Source organism: Bradyrhizobium manausense, assembly GCF_018129685.1.
Classification (GTDB): Bacteria; Pseudomonadota; Alphaproteobacteria; order Rhizobiales; family Xanthobacteraceae; genus Bradyrhizobium; species Bradyrhizobium manausense_D.
This window is the reverse complement of the sequence record NZ_JAFCLG010000008.1, coordinates 195,988-213,602: the sequence shown is the minus strand read 5'-3', so window position 1 is coordinate 213,602 and position 17,615 is coordinate 195,988. Positions and strand designations below refer to the sequence as shown.

General features: G+C 63.8%; 18 protein-coding genes, 1 tRNA gene and 1 pseudogene. 10 read left to right on the top strand and 10 right to left on the bottom strand.

Going from position 1 to position 17,615, the window contains the following annotated elements; translation table 11 throughout:
- Positions 1-14: 14 nt before the first annotated feature.
- Positions 15-1,079 (bottom strand): acyl-CoA dehydrogenase family protein, encoded by a 1,065-nt coding sequence (locus JQ621_RS20740; protein ID WP_212236523.1) that lies wholly within the window; start codon positions 1,077-1,079, stop codon positions 15-17.
- A gap of 246 nt (positions 1,080-1,325) precedes the next feature.
- Here JQ621_RS20740 and JQ621_RS20735 point away from each other — a divergent pair, with 246 nt between their 5' ends.
- Positions 1,326-2,111, top strand: a complete 786-nt coding sequence (locus JQ621_RS20735) for an SDR family NAD(P)-dependent oxidoreductase (protein WP_212236522.1) — start codon at positions 1,326-1,328, stop codon at positions 2,109-2,111.
- Between the two features lie 95 nt (positions 2,112-2,206).
- Here JQ621_RS20735 and JQ621_RS20730 read toward each other — a convergent pair whose 3' ends face one another.
- Together JQ621_RS20730 and JQ621_RS20725 are read right to left on the bottom strand one after the other, a co-directional pair.
- Positions 2,207-2,479 carry a GlsB/YeaQ/YmgE family stress response membrane protein gene (locus JQ621_RS20730; RefSeq protein ID WP_212236521.1) on the bottom strand — a complete coding sequence of 91 codons (273 nt, stop codon included), beginning with the start codon at positions 2,477-2,479 and terminating at the stop codon, positions 2,207-2,209.
- Positions 2,480-2,507: 28 nt separating this feature from the next.
- Positions 2,508-3,095 carry a YidB family protein gene (locus tag JQ621_RS20725; RefSeq protein WP_212236520.1) on the bottom strand — a complete coding sequence of 196 codons (588 nt, stop codon included), beginning with the start codon at positions 3,093-3,095 and terminating at the stop codon, positions 2,508-2,510.
- Positions 3,096-3,278: 183 nt separating this feature from the next.
- Here JQ621_RS20725 and JQ621_RS20720 point away from each other — a divergent pair, with 183 nt between their 5' ends.
- Both JQ621_RS20720 and JQ621_RS20715 read left to right on the top strand, forming a co-directional pair.
- A complete protein-coding gene (locus JQ621_RS20720; protein ID WP_212236519.1) occupies positions 3,279-4,286 on the top strand; it encodes a 2-dehydropantoate 2-reductase in 1,008 nt (335 codons plus the stop codon).
- Between the two features lie 17 nt (positions 4,287-4,303).
- Positions 4,304-4,507, top strand: a complete 204-nt coding sequence (locus JQ621_RS20715) for a hypothetical protein (RefSeq protein WP_212236518.1) — start codon at positions 4,304-4,306, stop codon at positions 4,505-4,507.
- Positions 4,508-4,696: 189 nt separating this feature from the next.
- Here the strand turns inward: JQ621_RS20715 and JQ621_RS20710 are convergent, their stop codons facing one another.
- Positions 4,697-5,320 (bottom strand): hypothetical protein, encoded by a 624-nt coding sequence (locus tag JQ621_RS20710; RefSeq protein ID WP_212236517.1) that lies wholly within the window; start codon positions 5,318-5,320, stop codon positions 4,697-4,699.
- A gap of 209 nt (positions 5,321-5,529) precedes the next feature.
- Here JQ621_RS20710 and JQ621_RS20705 point away from each other — a divergent pair, with 209 nt between their 5' ends.
- The 5 genes from JQ621_RS20705 to JQ621_RS20685 all read left to right on the top strand — a co-directional run bounded on the left by JQ621_RS20705 (position 5,530) and on the right by JQ621_RS20685 (position 10,917).
- Positions 5,530-6,558, top strand: coding sequence for an alpha/beta hydrolase (locus JQ621_RS20705; RefSeq protein WP_212236516.1), 1,029 nt, complete (start codon positions 5,530-5,532; stop codon positions 6,556-6,558).
- A 99-nt stretch (positions 6,559-6,657) separates the two neighbouring features.
- The gene (locus tag JQ621_RS20700) at positions 6,658-7,296 is read left to right on the top strand and encodes an RraA family protein (protein WP_212236515.1); all 639 of its coding nucleotides are present in this window, start codon (positions 6,658-6,660) and stop codon (positions 7,294-7,296) included.
- Positions 7,297-7,389: 93 nt separating this feature from the next.
- Positions 7,390-7,466 (top strand) — tRNA-Arg (locus tag JQ621_RS20695).
- A 199-nt stretch (positions 7,467-7,665) separates the two neighbouring features.
- Positions 7,666-9,672 carry an SPFH domain-containing protein gene (locus JQ621_RS20690; protein ID WP_212236514.1) on the top strand — a complete coding sequence of 669 codons (2,007 nt, stop codon included), beginning with the start codon at positions 7,666-7,668 and terminating at the stop codon, positions 9,670-9,672.
- 105 nt (positions 9,673-9,777) lie between these two features.
- Positions 9,778-10,917: an amidohydrolase/deacetylase family metallohydrolase gene (locus JQ621_RS20685; protein WP_212236513.1), complete on the top strand. Its 1,140-nt coding sequence runs from the start codon at positions 9,778-9,780 to the stop codon at positions 10,915-10,917.
- Between the two features lie 235 nt (positions 10,918-11,152).
- On the opposite strand, the gene JQ621_RS20680 is transcribed toward JQ621_RS20685, so the two are convergent.
- The 4 genes from JQ621_RS20680 to JQ621_RS20665 all read right to left on the bottom strand — a co-directional run bounded on the left by JQ621_RS20680 (position 11,153) and on the right by JQ621_RS20665 (position 14,554).
- On the bottom strand, positions 11,153-12,760 hold the full coding sequence (locus JQ621_RS20680) for an ABC transporter substrate-binding protein (RefSeq protein ID WP_212236512.1): 1,608 nt from the start codon (positions 12,758-12,760) through the stop codon (positions 11,153-11,155).
- A 307-nt stretch (positions 12,761-13,067) separates the two neighbouring features.
- Positions 13,068-13,652, bottom strand: coding sequence for a TlpA family protein disulfide reductase (locus JQ621_RS20675; RefSeq protein WP_212236511.1), 585 nt, complete (start codon positions 13,650-13,652; stop codon positions 13,068-13,070).
- Positions 13,645-14,106, bottom strand: a complete 462-nt coding sequence (locus JQ621_RS20670; RefSeq protein WP_212236510.1) for a DsrE family protein — start codon at positions 14,104-14,106, stop codon at positions 13,645-13,647. Before JQ621_RS20670 ends, JQ621_RS20675 begins: the two co-directional genes overlap by 8 nt.
- A gap of 19 nt (positions 14,107-14,125) precedes the next feature.
- The gene (locus JQ621_RS20665) at positions 14,126-14,554 is read right to left on the bottom strand and encodes a DoxX family protein (RefSeq protein ID WP_212236509.1); all 429 of its coding nucleotides are present in this window, start codon (positions 14,552-14,554) and stop codon (positions 14,126-14,128) included.
- Between the two features lie 103 nt (positions 14,555-14,657).
- Between JQ621_RS20665 and JQ621_RS20660 the strand changes: the two genes are divergently transcribed.
- Positions 14,658-15,542, top strand: a complete 885-nt coding sequence (locus tag JQ621_RS20660) for a LysR family transcriptional regulator (RefSeq protein WP_212236508.1) — start codon at positions 14,658-14,660, stop codon at positions 15,540-15,542.
- Positions 15,543-15,546: 4 nt separating this feature from the next.
- On the opposite strand, the pseudogene JQ621_RS35885 reads toward JQ621_RS20660, so the two are convergent.
- Both JQ621_RS35885 and JQ621_RS20655 read right to left on the bottom strand, forming a co-directional pair.
- Positions 15,547-15,642 (bottom strand): annotated as a pseudogene (locus JQ621_RS35885) (alpha/beta hydrolase); the annotation flags it as partial.
- A 25-nt stretch (positions 15,643-15,667) separates the two neighbouring features.
- Positions 15,668-16,813 (bottom strand): acyl-CoA dehydrogenase family protein, encoded by a 1,146-nt coding sequence (locus JQ621_RS20655; protein ID WP_212236507.1) that lies wholly within the window; start codon positions 16,811-16,813, stop codon positions 15,668-15,670.
- Positions 16,814-16,936: 123 nt separating this feature from the next.
- Between JQ621_RS20655 and JQ621_RS20650 the strand changes: the two genes are divergently transcribed.
- Positions 16,937-17,614, top strand: coding sequence for an alpha/beta hydrolase family protein (locus JQ621_RS20650; RefSeq protein WP_212236506.1), 678 nt, complete (start codon positions 16,937-16,939; stop codon positions 17,612-17,614).
- Position 17,615 lies beyond the last annotated feature (1 nt).

The window sequence follows — 17,615 nt, the reverse complement described above, 5'->3', positions numbered from 1 at the left end:
TGTCTCGTTCCCTGTTAGCGCGACGCCACGAGCGGCCACAATTCATCGGCGCCTCTGGAGGCGACGAGCTTGCCGAGCTCAACGGCCCAGTGGCTCTCCGAGCCGAAATCGTCGCGCCAGGCCAGCGCCCGCAGCGAGTAGCGGTGCAGGATGTGCTCGATGGTGAAGCCGATCGCGCCGTGCACCTGATGTGCGATGCCACCGCCTTTTTCCGCGGCTTCCGCGCACCGGATCTTTGCCGCGGCGGCTTCGAGATAGACTTCGTCGTTGAACGACCTTGCATTCGCAATGGCGTCGGCGGCCGAGGTCGCTGCCGCGAGTGCGGCGGCGGATTCGCCGGCCAGACGCGCGAGATTGTGCTGCACTGCCTGGAACTTCGAGATCTTCTTCTCGAAGGCGACGCGCTCGTTGGAATAGCGCACGGAGATGTCGAGCATCGATTCAAGCGCGCCCGCGATCTGCAGGCTTCGCGACACGCCGCCCATCAGCATCAGCGTGGTCTGGTCGACGCCATCGGGGGCGGCCTTGATGATCACAGGCTGGACCTTGTCGAGCGTCACTGTGTCGCTGTGGTCATAGCCGACATTGAGGCCGGACTCGGTTTGTGCCCTGGCTGCATCGACCAACGCGATCGAAATGCCGTCCTTGCCATGCGCGAGTACGGCAAAATGCTTCGCCGCTTTCGCAAAGGGCACGCCGCGGCAGCGGCCGGAGAGCGCACCGTCGGCGTCCACAGTGATGCGATCCCTGGGGCTCGCCGGCAACACCGTCATCTCGCCTTCGGGCGAGGCGATCCTGGCTTGTGCGAGCAGCCAGCCGGCGAGCATGGTTTCGGCCAGAGGAACCGCGACGGCGAAACGGCCGGCGGCGTTCAGCAGCGCAAAACCGTCGGCGAGGCTCGCGCCGGAGCCCCCGAGATCGTCAGGCACCCAGGACAAGGGCAAGCCGGCTTCGCTCAGTGCCTGCCACAGCGGCGCCTGCCATGAATTCTTCTTGTCGTTGTTGATGGTTTGCGGATCGGCGAGATCGGCGAAGATCTTCTCCGCGGTCTCGACGACGATATTGTCACTCTCCGCCACAGCGTTCCCCGTGTTTTGCCATTGGCGCGTCCTGCCCCATGGGGCGACGCGCATTATCTTCTTGCGCCCGATGATCCGAAAAAGCCATGGCCCTGACAAGCGTTGATCGCAGGCCCATCTGCGACTCCGGCATGGGGGCAACAACCGGTCTGGACTAATTCCGCTTTGCGGAGTTTGCTCGATTTGCAGGGCGCGGCAAACTCGCTAAACAGGGCGCCACATTCAATCCATGGGAAGGAAATCCGGATGGCCAAGGACAGTTTGTGCGCAATCGTGACTGGGTCCGCATCCGGCCTCGGTGCCGCGACCGCGGAGATTCTCGCAAGCAGCGGGGCGCGGCTCATCGTCAACTATTCGTCGAGCCAGAAGGAAGCGGAGGCGACCGCAGAAATCTGCCGCAAGGCCGGCGCCACGGAAGTCCTGGTCGTGCAGGGCGACGTCTCGCGCGACGAGGATTGCCGCAAGCTCGTCGCGGCCGCGAGCGCCTGGGGCAAGCTCGACATCCTCGTCAACAATGCCGGCACCACCAAGCACGTCGCTTACGGCGATCTCGACGGACTGTCGGCGGAGGACTTCCATCGGCTCTACGGCGTCAACACCGTCGGTCCTTTCCAGATGGTGCGCGCAGCGCGCAGCCTGCTGGAGGCCGGCGCAAAGGCATCGGGGCGCACCTCGGCAGTCGTCAACGTGTCGTCGGTTGCGGGCATCAACGGGATGGGCTCCTCGATGGCCTATGCGGCGAGCAAAGGCGCGCTCAATACCCTCACGCGCTCGCTGGCGGTCGCGCTTGCGCCGCTGATCCGCGTCAACGCTGTCTGTCCCGGCTATATCGACACGCCCTGGTTCACCAAGGGCCGTGGTGAAGAAGGGGCAAAGAAGGTTCGCGACAATGTGGTGGCGAAGGTGCCGCTCAAGGTTGCCTCATCGGCAGAGGACATCGCCCAGCTGGTCTGCTTCCTGGCGCTGCCCGCCTCCGGCAACATGACCGGCGAGGCTGTGCGCATGGATGCGGGCATGCATCTGATTACGTGATGCCACACGACGTCATTCCGGGGCGATGCATTTGCATCGAACCCGGAATCTCGAGATTCCGGGTTCGCGCTTTGCGCGCCCCGGAATGACAGTGCCTACCCCTTGATCACGCCGCTCGCGACCAGCCGGTGCCAGATGAACAGCACCACCACCGCACCGATCGTGGCCATGATGAATCCTGCACCTTGATCCGGACCGTAATGGCCGATGGCCTGGCCGATGAAGGTCGCCAGAAACGCACCGACGATTCCGAGGATGGTGGTGAGGATGAAGCCGCTCGGGTTGTTCGGTCCCGGCGCCAGAAAGCGCGCGATGAGGCCGGCGACGAAGCCCACCACGACGATCCACAAAATGCCGCCCATGCTCATGTCGGTCTTCCCCTCGTTGTGACGAAAATCAGAGTCTGCCCGAAAGCTCGTTCTCGGTCGGCAGCCGTCCGTCCGGCGTCAAATGATCGATCACCTGCGGCAAGTACTGGCTGAGGCCGGACAGCAATTCGTCGCGCGACAGCCCGCTTTGCGCTGAAAGGCTCTGGATCTGGTCGGCGCCGAGCGCGTTGGCGAGATCGCCGGGGCTGATGGCCTTGTTCTCGCCCTTGCCGACCCAGCTGTTTGCGGTCTCGCCATGGCCGCTCTGCTGGAGCTGGTTGAGAAGGTCGCCTAGGCCGCCGCTCAGCACGGAGCCCGCCGCGCCGCCTGCGAGCAGGCCGCCGAGGCCGCCTTTGAGGACATCACCGAGGCCACCACCACCAAGCGCTCCGCCACTACTACCGCCGGCGTGCACCGGCGGGGGCGCAGGGATCGGTGTCGGCTGTGGCACGGCGCCGGGCTGGCTTGCGGTCATATGCTTGAACGCCTTCCAGGCGAGCAGGCCGAGGATTGCCATGGTCAACGGCGACATTCCGCCGGAGGATGATTGTGAGCTTGGGGTGCTCGGGCCGCGGGGACCGTTCTGCATGCCGTTGAGGACGTCGAGTAGACCCATGGTGCTCTCCTTTGGCGTTCTCGTCTTTGGCGTTCTCGTCGGCGAGTTCTCGCCGGTGACAAAGCCCCCGGGCAAAAACATATGGGGCTCTCATGACGGTTACAAGGCAGATGCGCTTTGGCCGCGATGGGCAGCGGCTTCTGCCTCTGCTATCGAAAGCCGGTCATTCAGGGAGCAAGTCAGGTGGTGACGGATCGACCGATCGCGGTGGCCGGCGCGGGTGCCATCGGCTGTTTTGTTGGCGGCATGCTGGCGGTCGCCGACCGCCGGGTCGCATTGCTGGTGCGGCCGCGGGTAAGGACCGAGATCGAGCGGTTCGGCCTGCGGCTGACGGATTTCGACGGCTCCGAGAAGAAGCTGGATGCGGGCCGCGTCGCGCTGTCCGAGGACCCCGCGATCTTCCACAGCGCCGGCATCGTGCTGGTTACGGTCAAGAGCGCGGACACGTCCGACGTCGCGGATCAGATCGCGCAGCATGCGCCGCGGGATGCCGTGATCGTGTCGTTGCAGAACGGCGTCGGCAATGTCGGCGTGTTGCAGGAACGGCTCGGCGGCCGGCGCGTGCTCGCCGGCATGGTGCCATTCAATGTGGTCGCAAAGGGCGAAGGGCGATTCCACCGTTCGACCTCGGGTGACATCACTGTCGGCGAAGATGCCGACAACACCGCTGCCGCACTGTCCGTGCCCGGCCTCACCATGCGTGCAAGTCGCGACATCGCCGGCGTGCAATGGGGCAAGCTGATCATCAATCTGAACAACGCGCTCAGCGCGCTCTCCGACATGCCGCTCGCAGCCCAACTGGCGAACCGCGACTGGCGGAAACTGTTCGCCGACCAGATGGCCGAGGGGCTGGCGACGCTGAAGGCGGCCGGTATCGCGCCGGCTTCGGCAACGCCGATCCCGCCGAACTGGATGCCGACCTTGCTGCGATTGCCCGACATGATCTTCAACGTCATCCTGGGACGCACCATGAAGATCGATCCCGAGGCGCGCTCCTCGATGTGGCAGGATTTGAAGCAGGGCCGCAAGACCGAGATCGACTATCTCCAGGGCGCGGTGATCGCGCTCGCCGAGAACAACAAGGTCGATGTGCCGCTGATGCGCCGCATTGCCGCGCTGGTCAAGGATGCCGAGACCGCCGGCAAGGGGCCGCCGGGACTTTCGCCCCAGCAGATCCGCGGGGTCGCTTGAGCGCGATGGAGCAATCAATGAGGCGTTGTCTAATGATCGGAGTTGCGCTGGCCGCGCTTTGCGGCGCCTCGACGCTGGCATACGCCCGACCGCCAACGGTCATGAATTCGCCTGGCTATGACGCGCGCTTGCAGGAGAGCCGCAAGGCGCTGGGCAATACGACGACCACGCCGGAGCCGGTGATGACCCCGAAGCGCAGCAAGAAGAAGCAGAAGCACTGAGGCGCGGCGTCTTCGGCCGTCGTCCTGGCGAAAGCCAGGACCCATACCGCGGAATCTCTCGATCGCGGCCGGTAAGAGTACCGAACGACAAGTTCAGCGCCAATTACTTATCGGGGTAATGGGTCCTGGCTTTCGCCAGGACGACGGCGGAGTGAGTGACTGACACAAATCTCCATCCTGTGGAGACAGCTACCCCTTCTTCGCCGGTTTGCTCGGGGGCGGGCTGAACAGCTTCTTCAGATCGCTCAAGCCCTCCGACAGCCGCGGCCACTCGCAGGAGAACGAACCCTTGGCGCAGCTGCCGCCCTTCGGTCGCGAAGCTACACCCTGCTGCACCTTCGGCCGCTCGACCGGAACCGGCACGCGCTCGACCTCGGTCCGCAGGGCGACCTGCTGAAGCTGCTGCGCTTGCTGTTCCTGCTGCTCGCGCTGCTGGCGCGCGGTCGCCTGGGCCGCTTCATTGCGGCGGCGCTGATCGGCGAGATAGGCGGTGTAGGACTCGTCGATCTTCTTCTGCTCGTCGGGCGTCGGGTTGGGACCTGCGATGTCGAAGGTGCGGTCCTGGAGGAAGTCGTAATAGGTGTAGCCGCCGCCGGCCTTGCGCCGACCGGCAAACTTGGCGTTGCAATCGGCAAGTGCGGCCGTCTTCTCGGCTTTGCTCGATGATTTTTCGGCCGCATCGGCGCATTCCTCGAAGTCGACGGGCGCGCGCTTCCACCATTGCGCGTAGGCATGCGACGAGGTCAGCAGAAAAAGCCCTGCTGCGGCAACGAGAAACGGCGCCGCACGACGCGATGCAACTACGTCAGACATTCTAAGAGAGCATTCCCTGCGAAACTCAACCCAAACTGAGTCGTGGCCGATTTTTGCGCCTTTATCGCCGGCTTGTCACCCTTGGAACCCGGGAATTTCATGGCTGGGCTGCTGACATTTTTTGCTTGACGTGGCCCGAGAGTCACAGCCGCGTGGCATGCGATGCGCTTAGAGTTTCACCGGCTCGACGACCAAGGAGAAAGCCGATTATGAGAGCGCTGACCTGTTTTGCTGCAATCGCTTTGGTGCTGGTTTGCGGCCGCGCGCTCGCCGCAGAGGAAGACGCGCCCAACCGCAAGCCGGTCAAGGTCGTTGCCGATGCGCGGCTGTCGGTCGGCGGCCAGGGCATGTTGCCGCTCTATCTCTCCAGCGACTGGTCGACACCGCTGCCGACGATCTCCCGCGCCATCATCGTGCTGCACGGACGCCTGCGCAATGCCGACGTGTATTACATGTCGGCGCACACCGCGCAGGTCGCGGCGGGCGATGACGGCAAGAGCGCGTTGATGATCGTGCCGCAGTTCCTGGCGGAGATCGATGTCGAGGCTTACAAGCTGCCCGCGGATACGCTGCGCTGGTCACTGGAAGGATGGGAAGGCGGCGATGCCGCGCTTGCGCCGAACCCGGTCTCTTCCTTCGAGGCGCTCGACGCGATCCTGGCAAAACTCTCCGACCGGCGCATCTTCCCGAACCTGAAGCAGGTCGTGGTCGCCGGTCATTCCGGCGGTGGCCAGGTCGCGCAGCGCTATGCCATCGCAGGCAAGGGCGAGGCGCTGCTCTCGCGCCAGCATATCGATGTCCGCTATGTCGTCGCCAATCCCTCGTCCTACGCCTATTTCAGCAACGAGCGCCCGGTGCCGGCGATCGCCGCATCCTGTCCGGGTTACAACGTCTGGAAATACGGCATGGACGAGCGGCCGCCTTATCTTGCGGATGCGACACCGGCCGCGCTTGAGCAGCGTTATGTCGAGCGCGACGTCATCTATCTGCTCGGCACGCTCGACACCAATCCCGAGCATCCCGCGCTGGACAAGAGCTGCATGGGCAAGGCGCAGGGGCCTTATCGCTACGCGCGTGGTCACGCATACGTGGATGCGATGGCCAAGCGCGATCACGGCACGCCCAATCACAGGGTGTGGGATGTCGTCGGCGTCGGCCATGACGGCGACAAGATGCTGACCTCGAAATGCGGCCTTGCGGCGCTGTTCGATAGTCCGGGCTGCGGCGCGGAACGCTGATCCCGGAGAGTTTCGAAATCGACGGCGCACCGCCGCGCGACGATTCCGGAAAAGTTCGCGGCATGCCGGGCAAGAGCCATAGCAGAAGGACTGAATTCCATGACCATCACCGTCGCAGCGAGCAGCGTGCCGAAACCGCCGGCAGACATCATCGAGGGCTTCAGGAATGCACCGACCTCGATCATTTCAGACAATCTCGGCCGGTTGCCGGGCGCGGTCGGCCTGAGGCCATATCACCGCAGCGGCAGGCTGATCGGCGCGGCCTTCACGGTGCGCACCCGGCCCGGCGACAATCTCGCCATCCACCGCGCGCTCGAGCTGGTTGGTCCCGGCGACGTCATCGTGGTCGATGGCGGCGGTGACGAGACGAGGGCTCTGGTCGGCGAGATCATGAAAAATATCGCGCAGTGGCGCAAAGCGGAAGGCTATGTGATCGATGGCGCGATCCGCGACGTCGCGGCCTTCGCTGAAGATACTTTTCCCTGCTTCGCCCGCGCCGTGATCCACCGCGGCCCCTACAAGAATGGTCCCGGCGAGATCAACGTCCCTGTCACGGTCGGCGGCAGCGTCATTTCCCCAGGCGATATCGTGGTCGGCGACGAGGACGGCGTGGTATCGTTTCCCGCCGCCGGCGCCGCGACGTTGCTGGAGGCGGTGCGCGTCCAGATCCGGCGCGAGGATGAGACGCTCAAGGCCATCCGCGAGGGCCGCTATCAGGGGGCTTACGGGAAGTCCTGATCGTTTCGCTCGCGGCCTCGCGAAGGGCTTCCGATCCGGCCCTTGCTTTGATATGTACTGCTCCAGGCAACCCGCTTTACCGGCGGGTTCCGCGGTCCCGTAGCTCAGCCGGATAGAGCGGCGGTTTCCTAAACCGTAGGTCGCATGTTCGAGTCATGCCGGGATCGCCATTATAAAATACGCCTTTTCAGAATTCTCTGCTGCCTCCGCCCTTCTCTCCCGTCAAGTCCCCAATAAAAAAAGATTGGCACGGCTTTACGCGACAACCGGCTTGCGAAGCAGGGTCCGTACTTACATCTCGCCCTCCGCAATTCTGGGGTGTGGCCTTGGTTAACGAGGCCGCCCAGTTGCGCATTGTGGAGATGAACTATGGACCTCACTGGTTTTAATGGCGCCTGGCTGATCCAGCCGGCGCTTTGGGCTACGGCGGCGACCGCGTTCGTGATCCTGCTGCGGGTGGCCAATATCTTTCGCTACATTCCGAACAACCAGGTCGGCATCGTCGAAAAGCTGTGGTCGACGAGGGGATCGATCGACGAAGGCTTCATCGCACTGAACGGTGAAGCTGGTTACGAGCCGGAAGTCCTGCGCGGCGGCGTGCACGTGTTCTTTCCGTTCATGTACCGGATCCACAAATCGGATCTCGTCACGGTCGGACAGGGCAAGATCGCCTATGTATTCGCGCGCGACGGTGCGCCGCTTGGCGCCTCGCAAGTGCTTGGTGCCAATGACACCGAGGACAAATCGGACTTCCAGGACGCGCGCCGCTTCCTGCTTGGTGGCGGGCAGAAGGGACCGCAGCGAAAGATCCTGCGCGAAGGCACCTATGCGATCAACACGACGCAGTTCGCGATCATCACCGACGATCGCGTCTATGGCCATGCCCTGAGCGAGCAGGAGCGCGGCGTGCTCGACGCCATGCAGCTCACGATCTCGGAACGATGGGGCTTTACGCCCGTGGTGCTCGCGGCCGATCATGATCTGGTCGGCGTCGTCACCGTGCATGACGGCCCGTCGCTGCCGCCGGGCGAGATCATTGCACCCGAGGTCGGCACCGAGCTGCGCGACGGCGAGATTTTTCACAACAATTTCCAGGAGCCCGAGAAATTCCTGGCCGCCGGCGGCTATCGCGGCCGGCAACTCCAGGTCATCGTCGAGGGCACCTGGTACATCAACCGCCTGTTCGCGACCATCGAGGCGGTGCCGAAGACGGTGATCCCGGTCGGCAATGTCGGCGTCGTCATCTTCTACACGGGTCCGCGCAGCGACGATGTCTCCGGCGAGCAATATCGCCATGGCGAGCTCGTATTGAACGGCGGCCGCGGTGTCTGGAAGGATCCGCTGTTGCCCGGCAAATACGCGTTCAACACCTATGCCGGCAAGATCGAGATCATCCCGACCGTCAACTTCATCCTGAAATGGGTGCGCGGTGAGGTCGGTGCGATGAAGCTCGACGAGAACCTCTCGGAGATATCGCTGATCACGCGCGATGCGTTCGAGCCGACGCTGCCGCTCTCGGTGGTGATGCATATCGACTACAAGAAGGCGCCGATGATCATCCAGCGGTTCGGCGACGTGAAAAAGCTCGTCGAGCAGACGCTCGACCCGATGGTCAGTGCGTTCTTCAAGAACATCGCGCAGAAGATGACCCTGATCGAATTGCTGCAGAACAGGGCGTCTATCCAGGAGGAATCGGCAGCTCAAATGAAAGCGAAGTTCGAGAGCTATTCGCTTGACCTGCAGGAGGTCCTGATCGGCACGCCGCGCGCGGCAAACGGCGACCATACCATCGAGAACATCCTGATCCAGCTCCGCTCGCGCCAGATCGCGCGCGAGCAGATCGAGACCTATCAGGAGCAGGAGAAGGCCGCCGTCCAGGAGCGCGCACTGAACGAGGCCAAGGCAACGGCGGCGGCACAATCGGCTCTGACGCAGTCGCTGATCCAGATCAAGGTGAACGAAAACGAGGGCGCGGCGGCACTCGCCCGCGCACAGAAGGACGCGGAGACGAGAAAGGTGACCGCGGCCGCGGTCGGCGAGCAGTCACGGCTCGAAGGCCAGGGCGAAGCCGATCGCGTGCTTGCGGTCGGCACCGCCAATGCCCAGTCGACGAAACTCTCGGTCGATGCCTATGGCGGACCGGAGTTCCGCCTCGCCGAGCAGAACTTTGCGAAGTTCGCCGATGCGCTCACCCGGATCAACCAGCCGCTGGTGCCGCAATTCCTGATGTCCGGCGCGCAGGGCGCGGAAGGCGGCAATGCCGGCCTGATTCCAACCGCGATGCTGAGCTCGATGTTCGGCCGCATGATGCCGGATGCGCTGGAGCGGCTGAAAGAGGAGGCGCCAAAGGCCGAGCGCAGGCCCAATGGCCACTGATCGCAGCCGATTTGCTTCGGCGGCGTGAAAATTGCTAACAAACGCGACCGGGCTGGAAGCGCACCTTCCAGCCCGGTCCTTGCTTGCCAACATCCGGAGCCGATGATGCCTTTCGATCTGATCTTGCGCGGCGGACGGGTCATTGACCCCTCGCAGAAGCTCGATGCCGTCACCGACGTCGCATTTTCCGGCGGCAAGGTCGCAGCCGTTGGCAGCGGGCTCAAAGCGGATCCGGCGACGGAAGTGCGCGACGTCTCGCAGTTCATCGTGACGCCGGGGCTGATCGATCTCCACACCCATGTCTATTGGGGTGGCACGTCGCTTGGCATCGATGCCGAGGAATTCTGCCGCGCCTCCGGCGTCACAACATCGGTCGACACCGGCAGCGCGGGCCCGGGCAATTTCGCCGGCTTCCGCAAGCACGTCATCGAGCCGAGCCAGGTCCGCATTCTCGCCTACTTGCATGTCTCCCATGCCGGCATTTTCGGCTTCTCGCACCGCATCATGGTTGGCGAGAGCGAGGAATTGCGGCTGATGAATCCGATCGAGGCGGCCAAGGTTGCCGATGCCAACCGCGACCTCATCGTCGGCATCAAGGTACGCGTCGGACTGCACTCCTCGGGCACCTCGGGCGCGGTGCCGCTCGACATCGCACTCCAGGTGGCTGACGAGGTGGGCATGCCCCTGATGGCGCATATCGACCATCCGCCGCCGACCTATGAAGAGGTCCTGGCCCGCCTGCGACCGGGCGACGTGCTCACCCATGCGTTCCGTCCATTCCCGAATTCGCCGGCGACCGCGCAGGGCACGGTGAAGAAGGCGGTGCTGGACGCGCGCGAGCGCGGCGTGCTGTTCGACATCGGCCACGGCAAGGGCTCGTTCGCGTTCAAGACCGCACGCGCCATGCTTGCCAACGGCTTTTATCCGGATACGATCTCTTCCGACATCCATCAGCTCTGCATCGACGGCCCGGCCTTCGATCAGGTGACGACGATGTCGAAATTTTTGTGCATGGGCATGTCGCTGTCGGACGTGATCGCGGCCTCGACGGAGAATGCGGCGATGGCGCTGCGACGCCCCGAGCTCGGCAGCCTCAAGCCGGGCAGTGTCGGCGACGCCACCTTGATCTCTGTGAAGCAAGGACAGTTCGACTATGAGGACGTCGTCGGCGAGCACCTGATCGGCGACAGGAAGATCGTCTCCGAAGGTGTCGTCATCGGCGGCCGCTGGTGGCATCCGAACTAAGTGGAGCGTCTGCTTGTGGGGCAAGACGAAAAGTTTATCGTCGTCCCGGACAAGCGTCAGCGCAGATCCGGGACCCATACGCCGCAGCAATAGTTTTGCGAAGACTCGGAGTTACCAGCTCGCGCCACGGCTTCTCCCTGGGGGTGATGGGTCCCGGCCCCCGTGCGCAATTGCGCACGAGGCCGGGACGACACCGAATGCGTGGTCGAGCCGTTCCCCAATCCGGGAGAAGAGCCTACTCCTTCTTGTCCACATTCCAGAACATCGGCGTCGCCGGGCCGTCGATCACGCCGGTGAGCGACTTGCGCCATGCACTCGGCGCCTGGAACTGGCCGAGCGGGACGTAGATCACCTGATCGTAGGCCTCCTTCTGCACGTCGAAGGCGATCTTCTTTTGCTCTTCCGGTGAGGTGGCGCGGGCAAAGGCGTCGCGCAGCTCCTCGAGCTTGGAGTCCTCGGACCAGCCGTACCAGCCACTCGTGCCCTTGCCGCCCATCGGGACGTTGACCAGCGGGTTCAAGGAATCGGCCGCGCCCTGGTAGGTGAAGAACATGTTCCAGCCGCCTTCCTTCGGCGACTTCTGGTTGGCTCGGCGGGTCACCACGGTCTGCCAGTCCATCGCCTGAAGATCGACCTTGAAGCCTGCCTCGCGCAGCAGCTGTGCGACCACGATCGGCTGCGCTTTCAGCAGGATCTGGTCGGTCGGCGCCAGGATCACCACGGGCGTGCCGTCATAACCGGCCTCGGCCAATGCCTTCTTGGCGTCCGCCATGCCGTTGCCCTTGACGAGCGTCTCGCCGCCTGCGTCGCTGGCGAGCGGCGTGCCGCAGATGAAGAATGCGCCGCAGAACGTGTAATATTTGGGATTGCCGATCTGCGCGTCGAGCACGTCCTTCTGGTTGATCGCAAGCATCGCGGCGCGGCGGATCTTCACATTGTCGAACGGCGGATGCAGGAAGTTCATCCGGCCGAAAGACTGGAAGCCGAACTTGTTCAGGATCGACACGTTGATGTCCGGGTTGGATTCGAGCGCGGGCAGCATGTCGAACGGCGGCGTTTCAACGAAATCGACATCGCCGGATTGCAGCGCGTTGAGCGCGGTCTGCGCGTCCGGCATCGTGATCCATTCGACGCGGTCGACTTTCACCACCTTGCCGCCCGACGTCCATTCGGCCGGCTCCTTGCGCGGCACATAGTCGGTGTTCTTTTCGTAGATCGCTTTCACGCCGGGCTGGAATTCGCTCGCGACGAACTTGAACGGGCCGGAGCCGATCTGCTCCGGAATCTGCTTGGTGATCGGGGTCTCCGCCAAACGCTTCGGCATCATGAAGGCGACGACGGCCGACGGCTTGGCGATCGTCTCCAGCACGAGCCCATAGGGCTCCTTCAGCTTGAGAACGATCGTCCTGGCGTCCGCGGCTTCGATGCCCGCCGTGAAGTCCATCAGCTTGCGCGCCATGCCGTCGGCGCTGGTGCCCCAGCGCTTCAGCGAGGCGACGCAATCCTCCGCCGTCACCGGCGCGCCGTCATGCCACTTCAGGCCGTCTCGCAGGGTGAAGGTGTAGGTCAGCTTGTCCGCGGACACCGTCCAGTCGGCCATCTGCGGCTGCACCTTGAAGGTGGCATCGATGCCGACCAGCGTGTCGTACACCATATAGCCATGGTCGCGGGTGATGATGGCCGTCGTGAAGCCGGGGTCGGTGACGCGAAGGTCCGATTGCATCACCGCAGTGAGGGTCTTCTTTCCGGTCGCAGCCGGTGCAGCCGAGGTCCAGGCCGCGGTAAGCGCCGATAGTGCAACAGCCGCAAGCCGTAGCAGTTGCCGTCGCGAGACGTGAACCATTCGCAATTCTCCCGATGCAAGCGAGATCAGACGGCGGCTGCCGATGGCGGGCAGCGTATGGCGGGGAGCCGCACGTGACAAGTTGCTTCCATCGATCTGAGTTCGTGGGCCACCGAGCAAGGCCGAAGCTCTGCGGTGCAGCAATCGTCGAACGTCGTTTCACTTTTGACGGACGCGCAGGTCGGTGGCGTCCTTCCTTCTCGATCGCCCTGGCAAGGCGCGCCGGATGGAGAAGCACAACTCGTGGCTTCCTGACACTGCACCAGGCATCATTGACGGCCGCTGGTGGCATCCGAACTGAGCGGGGCTAACCCTGCTCGCGATAGAATTGCAGCAGCCGCGCGCCTGCGGACGAATGCCAGTCGGGGGCGCCGGCGATGTAGCCTTCGACATGGCCGCTCGTCCCGACCAGGTAGGTGATGGGCATGCCGACGAGGGGGAACATCTCTGTCGATGCTTGCGCCGCCGCGCCATAGGTATCGACATAGCAGGCGAGGTTTTTCGCGGCGAGGCCGGCGAGGAACGCGGTGATCTTGCGCAAATCCTTCGTGTCCGTGCAGACAGGGACGACATCCAGCAGGTCGCGTTGCGATCCCGAGAGGCTTGCCAGCACGGGCAGATCGAGCCGGCAGGCGGCGCACCATGTCGCCCAGAAATTGACGAGCGTGATACGTCCCGGCTTCGCCGCCACAACCACGTCTTTCCCATGCAGGTCCTGAAGCCGCATCGACGGCATTGCGGTGCGCGGTCGCACGACCGTGAACTGGTTGCGCCCGGCTTCGAACACCGGCGGCCAGCTTCCCTGCGCGCAGGCGGCGCGTAGAGAGGCAAGAAGCGCTGGTGCGGCGACCAGGAGGGATCGCCTTGACAGCGCGCGGGACTTCTCACGCATGGATATAGGCCCAGCCTCTGAGTTGGAGATCCACGACGCGCCCGATGCCGAAGGGGACGAGGCCTGCGCCCGATATCAGCGGGATCGAGACCTGCTCTCTGGCTTCCGCAATGGCCTTCGACGAAGCACACATGCTGTAAGTGAGGTTCGGCAGCGACTGCCGCAGCGTCGCAAGTGGCTCGACCAGCGGGGTCTTGTCCGCCCTGAAGACATCTATGCCTTTGCCATTGGCGACAACCTCGATCAGCAACCGTGCGCCTTTGTCGGCAAAGTGCTTGGCGAGGTTGGCCGAGTAGCTGATCGCATGACCCATGACATAGGGCTCGTTGCTGTCGATCAGGATCACGACGCCATCGGCGAGGCGATCCACCTTGGCCGCGGCTGTACCGCCGGCCGTGACGATCGCGGTGCCCGCAAGCAAGCCCCTGCGGGACCATCTGATGGCAGAGATCATGGCAGCGGTTGCCCTGCCGCTAGAACCGGCGCGGCGCGATCGGCGCCTTGCTGTTGCGGCCCCACAGCACGAACAGGCTGAGCGCGAGCAGGACAACGTTGAGCGGCGTCACTTCGGCTTCGCCGCGCGAGAGGTGGAAGACGAGGGCGATGAGCTGCAATACCGAACAGCCCAGTGCGGCCAGCACCGTCAGTCGCGGCAGGACTCGCGTCAGCGCCGGCAGCAGAATGCCAATGCCGCCAGCGAGATCGACCAGCGCGATGGAGCGAACGAAGGTCTCGGAATACTGCCCGGCCCAGGGCATCATCGCTGCCAGCTGGGGGATGGGCGTGGTCAGCTTGACCAGCCCCGCCCCGACGAAGGCGATGGCGATGAGGATTTGCGCGGCCCAGAGGCCAATGCGAAGGGCGAGGCCGGGGGTGGCGGTCTCGAAGGTGGTGGTGGACATGGTGGTTCTCCAAACGGTGACGGTTGCCACCATTTGATGGTTTCGCCTGATTTGATCATTATATGTTCGGGGAGTGGTTCATTTCCTGGATGTTGATGATCTGATGGATTCCTTGGTTAGCATGCGGGTATTTTGCCTGGTCGCGGAGCTGAAGAGCTTTGCGGCCGCGGCCGAGCGCCTGCGCATTTCGCCTGCGATGGCGAGCAAGCATGTGATGCAGCTCGAGAAGCGGCTGGGCACGCGGCTGCTCAACCGGACCAGCCGGCGCGTCAGCCTGAGCGAGAGCGGCACGCTCTATTTCGAGCAGGCGCGGCAGATGCTCGATTCGCTCGACGAGGTCGAAGCCGCCGTCAGCCATGCCACAGTTGTTCCGCGCGGCACGCTGCGGCTGACGGCACCAGTGTGGATGGCGAACACGATGTTCGCGGGCGTGCTGGCGGATTATCAGGCCCGCTATCCCGAGGTGTGTCTCGATATCGATCTCAGCGGGCGGCTGGTCAATCTGGTCGAGGAGGGCTTCGATCTTGCCTTGCGCGCGACAGGCGCACCCGACGAGTCGCTGATCGCGCGTCCGATCACCAAGGTGGCGTTTCACCTGGTCGCAGCGCCATCTTTTCTCGATCGTGCCGGCCGCCCGAAAGAGCTCGCGGACCTCGCGGGACAGGCGCTTTTGCACTACGCGCTTTATCCGGGCGAGAGCTTCTCTCTGAACAGGAACGGCACCGTCGAGACCGTCAAGCTCAACCCGGTGCTGCGCAGCGGCAACGAAACGCTGCTGCACATGGCGGCGCTGGAGGGCATGGGCCTCGCCTTCCTGCCCAAATGGCTGGTCGCTGATGACATCGCCGCCGGCCGTCTCGTCCACATTCTGCCCGACGACGTCATCTTCGAAGGGCGCCTGTTCGCAGTCTATCCCAGCCGCAAATATCTGTCCGCCAAGGTGCGGACCTTCATCGACTTCGTCGCCGCCGACAAGCGGATGAGATAGCAGGCTAGTCGCGTCCTGCTTCCATGATGGCCCTGGCAAGCCGCGCCGGATCGGAGAAGCACAGCTCGTGGCTTCCCGATACCTGCACCAGGCGGAACAAAGTTGGCGTCGCCCGCTGAACGCGACTACAGCGATCGCGCGATCAACAGCTTCATGATCTCGTTGGTGCCGCCATAGATCTTCTGGATGCGGGAATCGATGAAGATGCGCGAGATCGGATATTCCTGCATGTAGCCGTAGCCGCCGAACAGCTGGAGGCATTCGTCGGCGGTCTGGACCTGCTTGTCCGAACACCAGTATTTCGCCATCGACGCCGTGACGGTGTCGAGGTCTCCGGCGACGAGTTGCTCGATGCACCAGTCGACGAAGACGCGCGCGATCATGGCTTCGGTCTTGCGTTCGGCGAGCGTGAAGGCGGTGTTCTGGAAATCCATCAGCGGCTTTCCGAACGCCTTCCGCTCCCTGGTGTACTCGGTGGTGAGCTTGACCGCACGCTCCATCGAGGCGACGGCGCCGACGGCAAGCGCTAGGCGTTCCTGCGGCAGCTGCTGCATCAGCTGGACAAAGCCCTGACCCTCTTCCTTGCCGAGCAGGTTTTCCGGCGGCACGGTGACATTGTCGAAGAACAGCTCCGACGTATCGGAGGCGTGCAGGCCGATCTTGTCGAGGTTGCGCCCGCGCTTGTAGCCATCCGCGCCCGCAGTCTCGACCACGATCAGCGAGATGCCTTTGGCGCCGGCTTCACCCGTGCGCGCGACCACGACGACGAGATCGGCGGCCTGGCCGTTGGTGATGAACGTTTTCTGGCCGTTGATGACGTAGGAATTGCCCTGCTTCTTCGCGGTGGTCTTGACGGCCTGCAGGTCCGAGCCGGTGCCGGGCTCGGTCATGGCAATGGCGCCGACCATTTCGCCCGAGGCCATCTTCGGCAGCCAGCGCTTCTTCTGCTCCTCCGAGCCGTAGTTGAGGATGTAGTGCGCAACGATGGCGCTATGCACGGAGACGCCGGTGGTCAGTTCCGGCACTGTGCTTTCGAGGTCGTCCAGCACGGCGGCGTCATAGGCGAAGGTCGCGCCCAGTCCGCCATATTGCTCCGGAACGCTCGCCAGCAGCGCGCCCATCTCGCCGAGCCCGCGCCAGGCGAAACGGTCGACCATCTTCTGCTCGCGCCACTTCTCGGCATGAGGTGCAAGGTCCTTGGCAAGATACTTCCGGAACTGGTCGCGGAAGACGTCGAGCTCTTCGGTCATCCAGGAGGAGCGGTAGGCCATGATTACCTCTGATGATGCGGCTTGCCGGCTTGGTAGATCAGCCAGCGCCGCCAATTATTGTGTTTTCAGGCTGCGCCTGCGACGCTACCAAGGCGGTCGCAGCAGCGCTTGTTGGGGGTGATTGTGGCCGTCAAAACTCGAGAGCTCAAGCTCGACGTCGAACGCATCGGCAAAGTCTCTGCGATCCTGATGCAGCCGGACAATGCGCGCGCCTGCTACATCCTGGCGCATGGCGCTGGTGCCGGGATGCGGCATGCATCGATGGACAAGATTGCGGAGGGGCTGGCAAAGCGCGGCATCGCAACGTTGCGCTTCAATTTTCCCTACATGGAAAACAAGCAGGGCCGTCCCGACCAGCCTGCGGTCGCCCATGCCACCGTCCGCAAGGCAGTCGAGGAAGCGACGCGGCAGTGCGCGGGATTGAAGCTCGTCGCCGGCGGAAAGTCGTTCGGCGGACGCATGACGTCGCAGGCGCAGTCGAAGGCTCCATTGCCCGGTGTCAAAGGCCTCGCCTTCCTCGGCTTCCCCCTTCACGCCGACAAGAAGCCATCGACCGAGCGCGCGGAGCATCTTGGTGGCGTCGCCATTCCCATGCTGTTTCTCCAGGGAACGCGAGACGGGCTCGCCGACCTCGACCTTCTCAAGCCCGTCGTCGCTGCGCTCGGAGCAAAAGCGACGCTGCATGTGATCGAAGGCGGCGATCACGGCTTCGCGGTGCTGAAGAAGTCAGGCCGCACCGATGACGAGGCGCTTGCCGAGGTGCTCGACACGCTCGCGGCCTGGATCGATCGACTCGCCTGAG